Genomic DNA, 14,675 nt, shown 5'->3' with positions numbered 1-14,675 from the left:
AGGTTTTCCTATAGACAAATTACAGGGATTTGCTGATTGATGCGATCGGTTGATAGTCAGAAGTTTGTATGGAATTCTACATCCCATTTTGCTACTATGGAAACACCGATTCAAAAGGTAATTATTCGCCATCTGGCGGGTACCCGCGCCAACCAGTCTGATGAATTCGAGGCCGATAAACTGGTTGAACTGAGCTTTGGCCGTGATGCTACCAACGATATCCGTTTTGATCCCGAACTGGACCTTGGCGTGAGCCGCCAACACGGACGAATACTGATACCGAAACGCCCCGACGAACCGTTTCAACTTATCGACAACAGCCGTAACGGCGTGCAGGTCAATGGCCGTCCTATCGACAAACAGGCCGCTTTTCAGCCCGGCGACGAGATTCAAATTGGTCCTAATGGCCCCCGTTTCGTGGTCGATCTATTTCCGCCTCGTGCCGCCGCTCCACCGCCAACGCGCCTGATGAATGCCATGCCTACGCAGGAAATGCGCAGCTCGGGTCTGGTGGAGGCTGTTGAAGTGATCAACCCGCCGAAAACGGGCATTGGTAAGCAAACGTTCGAGCGGGCTATTGGGGCCGAACGAAAGCGGTCGGGTCGCCAGACGGCCGTTGCCGTAGGACTAGTAGCCCTTGTACTGGGCGGGATCGGCTTTTTTGCCTGGAAGAGGCAGGGCGATTCGCTGGGGGGCGCGCTGGCCAGCCGCGACTCGCTCAATGCCGTGTTGACCAAAGACATGGTGGCCCTGCGCGGGAACCTGACGCAGCTCGAAGAGAAAGCCAAGAACCAGCCGCTGTCCGACGCTGAAGTAGGCGCCCTGGTGATGGATAAAGTGGTGAAGATCGAACTGGCCTGGGGATTATACGATGTGCAGACGGGCGATCCGCTCTGGCATATGTACACGATTGACCAAACTGCTGGCGGCCCGATTCCGGTGTTTATCAAGCGGGCAGATGGGAACCTGGAGCCCTATCTGTACCGGGCCAAGAGCAACATGTTGGGATTACCCGTTTCGGCGCAGGGGCACGGCACCGGATTTCTGGTGAGTAAAGACGGGCTGATGCTGACCAACCGCCACGTGGCAGCTTCCTGGGATACCCGCTATTCGATTCGGCAACTGACGCCACAGTTTATGGGCCTGGTGGTTGAGATGAGCGACAGTGGGCTTAAAAAAGTAGGCTACATTGATCAGCCCATTTCCTGGGTGCCGTCGGAAACACAGACGGTAGAAGGCCGACCAGCGCAGGTAGAAGGGCGTAATAGCGCGTTGAATGCCGTTTTTCCCGGCTCAACCAACCGCCGTGCTGCCCGGTTGGTCACGGCCTCGCAGATTCATGATGTGGCCCTGATCCGGGTAGAAATGACGCAGCCGACAGACCCCATCGCGATCGTAGACAACTACGCGTCGATGCCCAAAGGCGAACCGGTTGTGTGTATCGGCTATCCGGGTGTTTCGCCTGAAGCGACGGTGGTCCGTAAATCGAACGACGCATTCAAGCCAAATGCGTTGCCCGCCGGGGTGGCCAACCCGACGATGACGTCGGGAACGGTAACGAACCTGATCAAGAGTTCGACTGAGTTCAGTAATGAACAGAATATGGGCGATTACTACCAGCTCAGCATCAACGCCACTGGTCCCGGCAACAGCGGTGGCCCCTTGTTGAACCGGAAAGGACAGGTAATCGGCATCTTCTCGATGAGCCGTACCGGAACAGTGGGTGAACTGATCACCTTCGCTATTCCCATCAAATACGGTCTGGAACTGATCTCAAAAAACTAGTCATTATCTGGTCATTGATTGTCATTAGGCTGCGCTGTCATTGGTGGTCATTGATTGTCATTGATGGTCATTAAGTGGTCATTGATTGTCATTGATGGTCATTAAGTGGTCATTTATTGTAAAAACAGAGAATGACAATCAATGACAATCAATGACCACCAATGACAGCGCAGCCTAATGACCAATGACCACCTTATTTCCCCATCATTATGCCTTTCTGGAAACGTACCCGTAAACCAGCGCCATCACCGCCCGACCTGTCGGAACCCGATTTACGGGCGGTGGTACTGAGCGACGTCGGTTGTGTCAGAGATACGAATGAAGACGCCGCCCGCTTCGTGCGCCCCACTGATAGTGTCCTGCGCAGCAGTCGGGGTTGTCTGGCTGTGCTGGCTGATGGAATGGGGGGGCACGCGGCGGGCGAGGTAGCGTCGAACCTGGCTGTGGAGACTGTGGCGAAGGTGTATTACGAGCAGGCCGAAGCGGGAAGTGAGGCCCTGCGCCATGCCGTTCAGGAAGCCAACCGGGTGGTGTATCAGCGGGCAGAAACCCAGAAAGGGCAACGCGGCATGGGCACAACCTGCACCGCTATGGTCATACTGGGGAATCAGTTCTGGCTGGCTCAGGTAGGCGATAGTCGGGCATACCGGCTGCACGACGGACAGGCAACGCAGTTGACCATCGACCATACGCACGTACGGGAACTGATTGATCAGCAGCTTATTACGCTGGAAGAAGCCCGGCAGCACCCCGACCGGAACGTATTAACCCGCGCACTTGGTACGCGTAGCCAGGTGGTAGTCGACACCGACAATGAGCCGCATACCCTGGAGTTTGGGGAACGATTGCTCCTGTGTAGCGATGGCCTCTATGAATACTTCACTGATGCTGAACTGGCTGAGCTGGCCAGTACGGCCTATGCGCTGAGTGATGCTGCCCGACAATTGGTCGACACGGCCAAACTGCGGGGCGGGCACGATAACCTGACTGTATTGCTCATTGAGCGGGTGGCGGCTACAACTATTCAGTCGCCACGACCCACCGAATCGTTTGACCTGCCATGAACATCGGACAAACCATTTTGCACTACCGGGTAGAAGAGCTCATTGGCGAGGGTGGAATGGGTACCGTGTACCGCGGGCGTGACCTGAACCTGGACCGGTCGGTGGCCATGAAAGTCATTTATCGCCACCTGCTGAAAGACCCCACCACGCTCGACCGGTTCCGGAACGAAGCCATTATTCTGGCCCAACTGAGCCATCCCAATGTGGCGGGGCTGTATAATTTCCAGCCGCACGATGGAGTTTGGGTGATGGTGATGGAGTACGTCGACGGCCAGACCTTCGAGCAGCTACTGAAGCAAAACGGCCCGTTATCCGTCGAAAAAACCCTTGGCCTGATGCGGCAGGTATTGGCCGGTTTGCAACACGCGCACAACCTGCACGTACTGCACCGCGATCTGAAACCGGCCAACCTGATGCTCACCCGCGACGGACGGGTGAAACTGATGGATTTCGGCATTGCCAGAAAAGCGGGCGCCGAACGGCTGACGCGGGCTAACCACCTGATCGGGACGCTCGATTACATGGCGCCCGAACTCATCGCCGGTAAAGAACCCAGCGTTCAGTCGGAGTTGTATTCGTTGGGCATTGTCCTCTACGAACTACTGACGGGCCACCTCCCCTTTACGGCCACCACCGAACCCGCGCTGATTTCGGCCATTATGCGGCAAAAGCCAACGCCACCCCGGACTTTTTGCGCTGATCTGCCCACGTCCGTCTGCGACCTGCTCACCGATCTGCTACACAAAAAACCAGACCATCGCCCGGCCGACGTCGCTACCCTTGATGCTCGCATTGCGTCGATTCTGGCCACATTGCAGGCTGCCAATGCCGCCAAAGAAGCGAAGAAGACTACACCGGCTACCCGCACAACGGCTGCACCGCATAAGCAGTGGTTGGCTGGCCCGGCCCGCCTGTTGCGTAGCCTGGGTACGTTCGAGGGGCTTATGCTGGCTGGTAGCCTGCTGGTGGTTGGAGCGGTGCTGACTACGATCTGGCTGTTTAGGCAACCTGATCCGGGACCAAAACCACCGCCTCATTTTCCGCAGGAAATTAATTCAGATAAGCCCGCCGACGATACGCCTCAGTCGCAGACAACATCGTCGACCATTGAGCCGGTAGCATTTAATACCATTCCGGGAGGCAACGCGAAAAAGCCAGTGATCCGGCCAATCACTCCTACACCCGTAGACGCAGATCCCTCGCCGAAACGATCTGATCCACCGGTTACTGACCGGAAACGACCAACACCGGGAGATGATAACCGACGTACCCGTGACGCTGAGCCCGTGCGCACAAACCCAGCCGATCCGCCGACCACGGATGAGGAAACCGCCCATCCGCCCGTGTCTACGCCTGCCTCGGTTCGGACGGTGGCCCTGCGTGGGCGCGAGGTATTGCTTGAATTGCTCGAAGACGTGTCGCCGCAAGGCTCCGTACTGGGAAGTACCGTCCGGTTGCGGGTCGTGCGGCCCATCACCGTCGATGGGCTGACGGTAATTGAGGTGGGGGCACCCGCTACAGCCACCGTTACCGACCGAAAATGGTCGGAGGGAGGGCGTACGTTTCTTGAGATCACGCTGCAACAGGTAAAGGCCACTAATGGCAGTTGGATTCAGATTAAATATCCACCCATCAGCGAAAGCGGCAGTTCAACGAACCCCGTTGAGTTTCCACGCGGCACCCGCATTGAAGCCCGCCTTCGCGACAGTTCACTCACTTTAGCCATATAACGATCATGCACCGTTCCTTTTTTCTAGTGGCTCTTTGTAGCCTGTTGACAATCAGTTCATTTGCGCAACGCACGCTGAGCCTTCGTTCCAATATGGAAGGGCTTCAGTTTACGCTTCTCGGCGGTACGTCGAGCTGGTCATCCGATTATTTTACGAACCTCGATGACCTGGAACCGCTGGGGCTGGGCGGGGGCGTGCAGGTTGGCTACGGCATCAATCAGCGGCTGATGATTTTTGCACGGTATGATGGGTATTCGTACCGGCAAAAATTATCGTGGGATACCTTCAGCATGCAGAATATTGGTCTTGGTCTGCGCTGGAGCTTCAGTGGCACCACGCAGCGGTTTCGTCCATTTCTGGAAGCGGGGTACACTCATATCGGTCTGACAATCAACCCTGTGCTGTTCAATGGTGATCTATATAAATATTCGCTGGGTGGCGGGTCCGTGTCGTTCGGTGGTGGTGTGCAGGCGTTTGTTACGCCGAAAGTCAATGTGTCGCTGGGGGCATTATGGGCGGCGGGTACGTTCAGTAGCTTCCAGGTCAATAATCAGGGCCTGACCGATAAACCCGACGTTGTTCAGTTTCGGCTCTCGCTGGGCGTAACATATTGCCTGTCGCTGGATTAGTCAGGTACGTTGCTGGCAGAATGGTCGGCAACGTACCTGGTTTTACCTGTTAAACTGATTTGCCCGGATATTCTGTGCGGCCAGGGTGGCTGTTTCGAGGATCCGTTTGGCGCGGGTTTCGGGGCGTTTGGCGTTCAGGATCCATTGCAGAATACCCTGCTTTATTGATTTTGGAAAAGCGGAAAAATTGCCTTCGGCGGGTGGATTAGCCAGTAGGGCCGTCTGTAAATCGGCAGGGATCACCACCGCTTCTACCTCATCGAGGGCGGTCCAGGTGCCGGTTTCTTTGGCCAGGTCGATCATGCGCTGTCCGGCGGGTGTCATCAGCCCCTGTTCAAGTAGTTGGGCGACGCGGGTTTTGTTGAGGCCACTCCAGTTGCTGCGCGGGTTGCGGGGTGAATAATAGAGCAGCGATCGTTCGTCGTCGAGTTTGTTGGGTTTGCTGTCGATCCAGCCAAAGCAGAGGGCTTCCATCACCCCTTCGGCATAGGTAATGGTTGGTTTACCCGTGGCGGCTTTGTTGCTCATCAGCCAGACACCTTTTGAACTGGCGTGGTTAGCGATCAGCCAGTTGCGCCACTCGGCCCGGCTGCTGATTGCCACGATCGGAAATCCGTCGGTATGAATCATGCGTGTAGGTACGTTGTTTTGCCGTTAATTTACGGACTCTACCACGTAGTTGTTCAACGTCATTTAGTGAACAACGCCACCTTAATGAGCTCCATTCAACGCCAGACAATTCTGGGAACAGGTTTCTCCTATGCAGGCATTATCGTCGGTTTTATAACCACCGGCCTCCTGCTTCCCACCGTCCTCGATACGTCCCAGAATGGGCTTATTCAACTGCTGATGAGTCTTTCCATCATTTTGACGCAGTTTGCCAACCTGGGTATCAATGGAGCAGGCGGGCGATTCTTTCCTTATTTTCGAAACTATGAACGTGGCCACGGTGGCTTCCTGCTGTTGTCGGTTGGCATGTCAACGCTGGGTTTTGCGGTTTGTCTGGTCGCTGTTCTTCTTTTCAAAGAGCCGATTCAGGCAGCAAACCAGGCTAAATCAGCCTTGTTTTCGCAGTATTATCTGCTGCTGATTCCCCTCACTTTCGCCACGTTGTTCTTCGGCCTGTTCGACAATTACGCCCGTCTGCTCTATGATAGCGTGACAGGTACGTTCCTGAAAGATTTTTTACAACGGTTTATTTTTCTGCTGGTGGTACTGTTTTACTGGCAGGGGTGGATCAGCTTTCCAACCATGCTGGCTGGCTGGCTGAGTTCATACCTGATTGCCATGAGCCTGATGGCGGCCAGTGTGGTCCGCGACGGTCACTTTACCCTGTCGTCCAAGTACCTGAATTTTCCGCCCGACCTGCGCCGGTCGCTTTTCCGGTACGCCGGGCTAACGCTGATGACCGGGTTATCCACACAACTCATTCAACATGTGGATAAATGGTTGATCAATGATGCGAAGGGCCTTTCAAGCACAGGCGTGTATGGAATTAGCGCGGCCTTTGGTTCTGTGATCGCCGCACCGGCCACGATGCTTTATAAGGTGTCGGGCGTGGTGATTGCCGACGCGTGGAAGGAAAACAACCTGGCTACGATCCGGTCGGTATACGAGAAAAGCTGCCTGAGCCAGCTAGTCATTGGCTGTCTGGCTTTTGTGGGTATAGCCGCCAACCTACCCAATATTTTCCAGATTCTTAAACCCGAATACAAGGCGGGATACTTCGTCATTCTGTGGCTGGGCTTCGGTAAACTGGTCGATATGGCTACCGGCGTGAACGGGCAGATTCTGGGTACGTCACGCCGCTATGCCTGGGATTCGGTCTTTAATATCGCTATGATGGTGCTTGTCATCCTGATTACGCCTGGCCTGATACGTACCTACGGAATTGAAGGAGCCGCCGTTGGTGCGGTTATCGCCACAGTCCTTTTCAACGCCGCCCGCACTGGTTTTGTCTGGTATTCTTTTGGTTTGCAGCCGTTTAGCTGGCGTAATGCGGCCGTGTTAGCGCTAGGAGCGGTAGTGTGGCTGCTGGCATCACTACCGCCTTACTTGTCAGGGAGTAAGCTGCTGGTGATTGCTGATATCGCAACACGGTCGGCGGGGATCGTGCTGGTTTATGTAGGTACGTTGCTGGCGCTGCGTATCTACCCCGACCTGAACGGGCTACTGGCTCGTTACTGGCCCGCGCGTGGCGTCAAAAATCGCCGTTAACAACGCCTCTTCGGTCGCTCCAAACGCAACACCCCGCCGACCAATCGTTTCGCGGGCCACATACAATGCTTTGTCGAGGCGATACTCGGCGAAACCTTCGGCGGCACCACCCCACGAAAAAGACGGAATGTGTTTAGGCTGAAACCCGGCCCCGAACACGTTGACATTGACGCCCACGACGGTACCGGTATTGAACAGGGTACTGATCCCCGCTTTGGTGAAGTCGCCCATCATCAGCCCGCAAAATAACCGTCCCGTATCTTCGAGTTGCCCCGTAGCGTAGCTGTGTAGTTTCACATTGGTATAATCATTTTTCAGGTTCGAATTATTGACGTTGGCCCCCAGGTTGCACCATTCGCCAATGACCGAATTACCCAGGAAACCGTCGTGGGCTTTGTTACTGTAGCCAAACAGCACGGAGTTACCCACCTCGCCGCCCACCTTGCAAAACGGCCCGATGGTGGTGTTGCTACGCATTTTTCCGCCCCAGTTTACCGTCGAGTTATCGCAGAGCGCAAATGGTCCAATCATGATGGAGCCTTCGCTGATGGTGGCGTTTTTGCCAATGTAAATCGGCCCCGCTTCGGCATTCAGCACCGACGCCCGAATGGTAGCACCTTCTTCAATAAACAAATTTTCAACTCCGTAAACAGCCGTATGGGGATCGGTCAGGGGAGCAGAGGTACGTCCGGTGGTAGTTTTGGCGAAGTCAGCCCGAATCTGATCGCCGTTCAATGCAAACAGGTCGGGTAATTGACGGAGAACGACGGGTATTTCTGCCGTTTGAACTGGAAAGAAACCCGTGGCCGTTGGCGCCTTATCGAGGCGGTAGTTGGTACGAACGGCGATTAGTGTTTGATCGGCCGTGATGAGCGCCTGCCCGTCGGTGAGGCGTTGAAGGTCAGCCACCAGCGCATCGGTTGGGCAAACGGCCCCGTTGATATACAGGTTATCGGTACTCGAAATATGGGCGAATTTTGTCTGTAGATACGGCTCGGTCAGGTGCGAAACCGAAGTCTGTAGCCACTGCTCCCACTTTTCGGTGAGTGTCCAGATACCCATGCGGATACCGGCAACGGGACGTGTAAACGTAAATGGCAGCAAAGCCGTCCGAACGGTTGGCTCATCAAAGAGAATATAATTCATGCGGCAAAGATAAGGTATGGTTGATTTGCTGGATTGATCCCGATCGCCCCGACCGCTACCTGTACGCATGCCAAAGATAAGGTATGGTTGATTTGCTGGCCGTTGGTTGATGTGTAGGGGCGGCCCCTCGTGGCCGCCCGCTCTCGGCCCGTCAGGGCCGCTTGTAGAGAAAATTGTTATTTCATGCATAACCGCGGTTGTAACGCAACCAGCTACAGGCGGCCCTATCGGTCCGAAAGCGGGCGGCCACTGTGGGCCGCCCCTACACATCAACCAACGGCCAGCAGGCGAAGCTGTTTACTACGGTTTCGACCGCTTTATCTATTAGGATGCCAACACTTTTCGGAGGTTCGACGAGATAGCGGGCGCGTGGTCAAGCGTCATCAGGTGCCCACATCCAATAATTGGAACAGCGAATGTGCGTGATGAGAAAGCCCGTCAACTGAAGCGAGGCAAAAGCGCTATGATCAGCTCCTAATCCGCTGAATAGATATAGCGTTTTCATGGGATCATGTACACAATGGTGAGTTGCTCTACAGGCGGCCCTATCGGTCCGAAAGCGGGCGGCCACGAGGGGCCGCCCCTACAAATCAACCGATGACCAGCAAATCAATCAACCATTATAAACGCCAGTCGACGCGGTGGTGAAAGAGGAGGAAGACAAAGAGAACAACCCACAGCACATCGACGAAATGCCAGTAGAGTGTAATAAGCTTGATTTTGAGTTGGTTGGGTGGATTTACGCTGTAGACGAACGACTCGACGTAGGCCCGTCGGCGCAGGGCTTCAACCAGCGTGATGGTGATAAAGACCAGTCCGATAAGGATATGTAACAGGTGCAGGCCCGAAATGATATAAACGAACCCGCCGGCAGGATTGCCTTCCAGGCCCACGCCCGCCCGGACCATCTGTCGCCACCCCCAGCCCTGTAACAGAATAAACAACGTACCCAGCACCAGCGTAGTCGCCATATTGATTCGATACACCGAAAATTGCTCATGTCTGAACGCCTGGTTGGCATTGTGGAGCGTGAGGCTACTCAACAAAATGACCAGTGTACTCAAGACAAACACGTTGGGTAGCGCAACGTCGGCCCAGCCGGGGCCAGTTTGCCGAACAATGTATATGCCCAGCAGTACCGTGAACAGCAGTACGCTGCCCCCAATACCCAACCAAACCATAAACCGGAACGGCTCCCGCCGCTTTGTCAGTCGACTCATATTTGCTGTTTACTGCTTGCCGTTTACTGTTTTCTGTTGCTCCGTTTAACCCACGATCACCGTAACTAGCGGGACAACTGAAAACAGTAAGCGGCAAACAGAAAACTGTTTATAATTTTCCTTCCCAGACCGTATAACGCGAAAAGAGATCACTTCTCTCCGGTGGTGCCGAAAAAATCCCGTAAACCGTTGAGCCGCTACCACTCATGCTGGCATACAAGGCTCCCAGATCATAGAGTTGCTGCTTGATGTCGGCGAGCACCGGGTATGTTGGAAACAGACTATCCTCAAACTCATTGTGAACCCGGCCTCGCCACGTCTCGATAGGCGCTTCCAGTAATGTGCGGAGCGGGACAACTGGTCGGCGAGGTGTTACACCGGCGTAGGCTTCGGCCGTTGAAATGGCGAGAGTCGGGTAGACGAGCACAATGTGATAGCCCGTTAAGTCGAGGTCAATTTCTTCAAAAACGTCCCCTTTCTCAACGCAGTACTGCGGGCGATTCTGAATAAAGAAAGCGCAGTCGCTACCCAACTGGCGGGCGTAGGCTTCGCGCCGGTCAACGGGTAAGTTCAACTCGAACTGTGTGTTAAGCAGGTTGATCGTGGCGGCTGCATCGGCCGACCCGCCGCCAAGCCCTGCGCCGATGGGAACCACTTTGTGCAGGTGCATCTGAACGGGCGGCAGGTTATGGTTGGTTCGCAGAAGATCGTAGGCGCGTACGCACAGGTTATTCATCGGCTCATTGCCCGAAGCGTTGGACTGTCCGGGAATGGGTATACCGCTGGTACTGAAGCCAAACGTAGCGGCTGGAATAATCTCCAGGGCGTCTGACCAGCCAACGGGGTAAAAGGCTGACAGCAGGTTGTGAAACCCGTCGGGCCGACGTTCGGTCAGTTGCAGGCCGATGTTGATTTTACAGGCAGGAAAGGCAATCATACGGCGAAGGTAAGCCAGAATTGGCGGCGTTCGGAGTGTTGTTTGCCTTCATCATATGTAGGTATACCTTTGCCGCCATGAGCGACTTCTTCATCTATCTCCAACTTGGCTTTGATCACATTACCGACCCCAGGGGCTACGACCATATTCTGTTTGTTGTGGCACTCTGTGCCGTGTATACCCTGAGTCAATGGCGGCAGGTGCTGATTCTGGTTACAGCCTTCACAATTGGTCACTCCATTACGCTGGCCCTGGCTACGCTTCAACTCATTCACTACAGCACCGCCCTGGTCGAACTGCTCATTCCGATTACCATTCTCATCACGGCCTGCACCAATTTTTTCTATCAGGAACCCAAGTCGCGCTCGTTATCGACTACCCGAAGAGAGAAGCAACGTTGGCGGTATGCGCTGGCGCTGGCCTTTGGCCTCATTCATGGCATGGGTTTCTCTAATTACCTGCGCAGCCTGCTCGGGCGCGAAGCCGACATTACCAAGCCGTTGCTAGCCTTCAACATCGGGCTGGAACTTGGGCAGTTACTCATTGTCGGTATCATTCTATCAATAACGTACCTGGTTCTACACCTTTTTCAAAGCAGCCGCCTCCGCTGGACATTGATCATGTCAGGAATCGTGGCGGGAATGGCTATTTCTCTGATTATCAATAATCCATTGTTCGCTAAGTAGCGTTGGGTTTTTTCTCCAAAAGTTTTGTTATCCTTGGGAATAGTAATCTGCTTACTTATGATACTGCCATTGAACCCCACCTTGCGCCGGGATGAGCGACTGAGCGACGACGAGTTCTTCGCGTTTTGTCAGGCTAACCCAAGCCTGCGTATCGAACGCGACGAAACCGGCCAAATCATCTTTGAGATGCCCACCGGAATCACTACAAGTATCACGAACTCGGCCCTGAACGGCGAATTGTATCTGTGGAATCGTCAGTATAAGCTGGGTTTCGTAACTGACTCCAACGGCGGTTTCACGCTGCCCGATAATTCAGTGCGTGCACCGGATGTGGCCTGGATAAGCCGCGAACGTTGGGCGTCGGTACCGGACGCAGACAAAGATAAGTTCGCCCACATCTGTCCCGATTTCGTGATTGAACTCATGTCAGACACTGACGAGAAATACACATTACCAGCCAAGATGGAGAAGTACCTGCAAAACGGTGTCCGACTCGGTTGGCAGATTGATCCCTTTTCCCAGCAAACGACGGTGTATCGCCCCGAGAAGGCCCCGCAGGTCATACCGTTCGATGAAACGCTGAGTGGTGAGGACGTGCTGCCCAACTTTTCACTTCGATTAAGCGATTTGGCCAATAATTAATTGGGCTTTTTGTATTTGTGATGAGCGGTTAGGGCGTTTAAATACGCTTTATCCGCTTTTTCTGTATTTTTAAGGCTGTAATTTCATGAACAAACCTAATTCTATGCGACACACAATCGGGTCGGTGCTGGCTGTAGCCCTGGCTCTGCTAGTTGGCGACCGGGTCATGGCCCAAACGGCTCCGTCAAGTTTCAGCGCCAATGATAAATTTGAGCAGCTTGGCCCCACGCTGCCCACGCCCAACACCTTCCGTACCGCTGCCGGGGCACCAGGTAAGGATTACTTCCAGAACCGGGCCGATTACGATATTAAAGTCACGCTCGACGACGCCCAACAGAAAATCATTGGTACCGAAACGGTAACCTACTTCAACAACTCGACTGACGAACTGCGCTACATCTGGCTGCAACTCGATCAGAACCTGTTTGCCAAAGGCTCAACGAGCAGCATTACCCGCACGGGCAGCGTACCCGAAACCGGTATGACCTTTGCCCAGTTGCAAAACCTGACGTCGGTGCGGGAACGCAGTCAGCAGCAGGCCAGCGACAAATACGGGTACAGAATCACGAAAGTGACCACGAAAACTGGCCAGACGCTGCCGTACACGATCAACCAGACTATGATGCGGATCGACCTGCCTACGCCCCTGAAGCCAGGTACGTCGTTTGCGTTCAACGTTGACTGGAATTACTTCGTCACGGAATACTATGGCCGTAGTGGACTGGAGAAGTTCAAAGATGGCAACAGCAACTACTTCATTGCGCACTGGTTTCCCCGCCTTTGCTCATACAACGATGTGACCGGCTGGCAGAACAAGCAGTTTCTGGGCACTGGTGAGTTTACGCTGATCTTCGGCAACTACAAAGTGGCCATCACCGTCCCCAGCGATCACGTGGTGGGGTCAACGGGCGAGTGTTTAAACTACAAACAGGTGCTTTCAGCAACCCAGCAGCAGCGTTTGGCTAAAGCCGCAACCAGCAAATCGCCCGTAGTAATTGTAACGCAGGCCGAAGCTGAAGAGGCACTTAAAGCGAAACCGGAAGATGTAAAGACCACAAAAACGTGGATTTACAAAGCCGATAACGTACGCGATTTTGCCTTTGCAAGCAGCCGCCGTTTCATCTGGGACGCCATGCAGACCGACGTATACGGTGATGGTAAGAAAATCTGGAGCATGTCGTTCTACGCCAAAGAGGGCAACCCACTTTGGGGCCAATACTCGACCCGTGTGGTAGAACATACCCTGAAATCGTACGGTAACCGCACCATCAAGTATCCGTATCCAGTCGCTATCTCATGCCACGCAACGGCAGGTGGCGGTATGGAATACCCGATGATCTCGTTCAACGGTGGTCGTCCGGAAGCCGACGGTACGTACTCTGAGCAAACAAAAGCCGGTATGATCGGGGTAATCATTCACGAAGTGGGCCATAACTTCTTCCCCATGATCGTGAATTCCGACGAACGCCAGTGGACCTGGATGGATGAGGGCCTGAACACGTTCTGCCAGTATCTGGCCGAGAAAGAGTGGGACTACAACTTCCCAAGCCGCCGGGGCGAGCCTCAGTATATCGTCGATTATATGAAGGCTGACAAATCGGTGCTGTCGCCGATCATGTCGTCGTCGGATAACGTGATCAACCTGGGTGCCAACGCTTACGCCAAGCCTGCCACAGCCCTGAACATTCTGCGCGAGACCGTGATGGGACGCGAACTGTTCGACTATGCGTTTAAAGAGTACGCTCGTCGCTGGGCGTTCAAATCACCCGAGCCTGCCGATTTTTTCCGCACGCTGGAAGATGCGTCGGGTGTTGATCTTGACTGGTTCTGGAAAGGCTGGTTCTTTGGCGTTGAGGCCGTAGACCAGGATCTGGTGGAGGTTGACTGGTATCAGCCAAGCTCGCAGAACCCTGAAATAGTGAAAGCAGAAGCCAAGGAGGCGTATAACCGCCGGATGAACACGGTTGCCAAGCAGCGCGACGCCGCCACAAAAGCAGAAACCGTAGTGGCGCAGGATTCCACGATGATGGACTTCTATAACCGCTACGACCAGTTTGCCGTCACCGACGCCGATAAGAAAAAGTATCAGGACTACCTGGCTACACTGACGCCTGACGAACGCGCTGTTCTGGAGTCTAAGCAGAATTTCTACACACTAACGCTGAAAAACCGGGGCGGTATTCCGATGCCGGTAATCATTCGGATGCAGTTTGAAGACGGCACTGATTCCGTAGCCCGGCTCCCGGCTGAAATCTGGCGTTACAATACCAATCAGATCAACAAGGTATTTGCCACCAGTAAGAAGGTAACGCAGTGGACGCTGGACCCGTATCAGGAAATTGCTGACATTGACACGGAGAACAATTCGTTCCCACGAGTATCTAAACCAACGCGTCTGCAATTATTCAAGCAGCGCCCTGGTGGTTTCGGACCGGGTGCACAAGGACCAAACCCGATGCAGCAGCAACGCCAGGGAAGTGGCACGCCGCCTGCCCAGCAAGGCACCGGCCCGCGCCGATAGGTACGTTCGAGTTTACTAAAAAGGTCCCCTGGCAGATTGTCAGGGGACCTTTTTTATGTGGAGTAAAGGGCACAATGCGCGAAGCAACACACTAGATT

The 14,675-nt window shown here is 54.3% G+C and carries 12 protein-coding genes; 8 read left to right on the top strand and 4 right to left on the bottom strand.

Annotated features, from left to right (window positions below; translation table 11 throughout):
* Nucleotides 1-96: 96 nt before the first annotated feature.
* The 4 genes from ACFE8Q_RS19510 to ACFE8Q_RS19495 all read left to right on the top strand — a co-directional run bounded on the left by ACFE8Q_RS19510 (nt 97) and on the right by ACFE8Q_RS19495 (nt 5,208).
* Complete coding sequence (locus ACFE8Q_RS19510) at nt 97-1,785, top strand: trypsin-like peptidase domain-containing protein (protein WP_375447113.1); 1,689 nt, start codon at nt 97-99, stop codon at nt 1,783-1,785.
* A 209-nt stretch (nt 1,786-1,994) separates the two neighbouring features.
* Nucleotides 1,995-2,849, top strand: a complete 855-nt coding sequence (locus ACFE8Q_RS19505) for a Stp1/IreP family PP2C-type Ser/Thr phosphatase (RefSeq protein ID WP_375447112.1) — start codon at nt 1,995-1,997, stop codon at nt 2,847-2,849.
* Entirely contained in the window at nt 2,846-4,579 is a 1,734-nt protein-coding gene (locus tag ACFE8Q_RS19500; protein ID WP_375447111.1) for a serine/threonine protein kinase, read from the top strand. Before ACFE8Q_RS19505 ends, ACFE8Q_RS19500 begins: the two co-directional genes overlap by 4 nt.
* 5 nt (nt 4,580-4,584) lie before the next feature.
* The gene (locus ACFE8Q_RS19495) at nt 4,585-5,208 is read left to right on the top strand and encodes an outer membrane beta-barrel protein (RefSeq protein WP_375447110.1); all 624 of its coding nucleotides are present in this window, start codon (nt 4,585-4,587) and stop codon (nt 5,206-5,208) included.
* A 42-nt stretch (nt 5,209-5,250) separates the two neighbouring features.
* Here ACFE8Q_RS19495 and ACFE8Q_RS19490 read toward each other — a convergent pair whose 3' ends face one another.
* Nucleotides 5,251-5,838: a YdeI family protein gene (locus tag ACFE8Q_RS19490; RefSeq protein ID WP_375447109.1), complete on the bottom strand. Its 588-nt coding sequence runs from the start codon at nt 5,836-5,838 to the stop codon at nt 5,251-5,253.
* Nucleotides 5,839-5,922: 84 nt separating this feature from the next.
* Between ACFE8Q_RS19490 and ACFE8Q_RS19485 the strand changes: the two genes are divergently transcribed.
* Nucleotides 5,923-7,425 carry a lipopolysaccharide biosynthesis protein gene (locus ACFE8Q_RS19485; RefSeq protein ID WP_375447108.1) on the top strand — a complete coding sequence of 501 codons (1,503 nt, stop codon included), beginning with the start codon at nt 5,923-5,925 and terminating at the stop codon, nt 7,423-7,425.
* On the opposite strand, the gene ACFE8Q_RS19480 is transcribed toward ACFE8Q_RS19485, so the two are convergent.
* The 3 genes from ACFE8Q_RS19480 to ACFE8Q_RS19470 all read right to left on the bottom strand — a co-directional run bounded on the left by ACFE8Q_RS19480 (nt 7,378) and on the right by ACFE8Q_RS19470 (nt 10,728).
* Nucleotides 7,378-8,571: a putative sugar nucleotidyl transferase gene (locus ACFE8Q_RS19480; protein ID WP_375447107.1), complete on the bottom strand. Its 1,194-nt coding sequence runs from the start codon at nt 8,569-8,571 to the stop codon at nt 7,378-7,380. The genes ACFE8Q_RS19485 and ACFE8Q_RS19480 overlap by 48 nt on opposite strands.
* 620 nt (nt 8,572-9,191) lie before the next feature.
* A complete protein-coding gene (locus tag ACFE8Q_RS19475; protein WP_375447106.1) occupies nt 9,192-9,791 on the bottom strand; it encodes a heme-copper oxidase subunit III in 600 nt (199 codons plus the stop codon).
* A gap of 109 nt (nt 9,792-9,900) precedes the next feature.
* Nucleotides 9,901-10,728, bottom strand: a complete 828-nt coding sequence (locus ACFE8Q_RS19470; RefSeq protein WP_375447105.1) for a 4-(cytidine 5'-diphospho)-2-C-methyl-D-erythritol kinase — start codon at nt 10,726-10,728, stop codon at nt 9,901-9,903.
* 77 nt (nt 10,729-10,805) lie between these two features.
* Between ACFE8Q_RS19470 and ACFE8Q_RS19465 the strand changes: the two genes are divergently transcribed.
* From ACFE8Q_RS19465 to ACFE8Q_RS19455, 3 genes are all read left to right on the top strand, one after another.
* On the top strand, nt 10,806-11,414 hold the full coding sequence (locus ACFE8Q_RS19465; RefSeq protein ID WP_375447104.1) for a HupE/UreJ family protein: 609 nt from the start codon (nt 10,806-10,808) through the stop codon (nt 11,412-11,414).
* A 57-nt stretch (nt 11,415-11,471) separates the two neighbouring features.
* Complete coding sequence (locus ACFE8Q_RS19460) at nt 11,472-12,056, top strand: Uma2 family endonuclease (protein ID WP_375447103.1); 585 nt, start codon at nt 11,472-11,474, stop codon at nt 12,054-12,056.
* 103 nt (nt 12,057-12,159) lie between these two features.
* On the top strand, nt 12,160-14,577 hold the full coding sequence (locus ACFE8Q_RS19455) for a M1 family metallopeptidase (protein WP_375447102.1): 2,418 nt from the start codon (nt 12,160-12,162) through the stop codon (nt 14,575-14,577).
* Nucleotides 14,578-14,675: the final 98 nt, after the last annotated feature.

This window comes from uncultured Fibrella sp., from assembly GCF_964250085.1.
GTDB lineage: Bacteria > Bacteroidota > Bacteroidia > Cytophagales > Spirosomataceae > Fibrella.
This window is presented reverse-complemented; position numbering and strand designations above follow the sequence as displayed.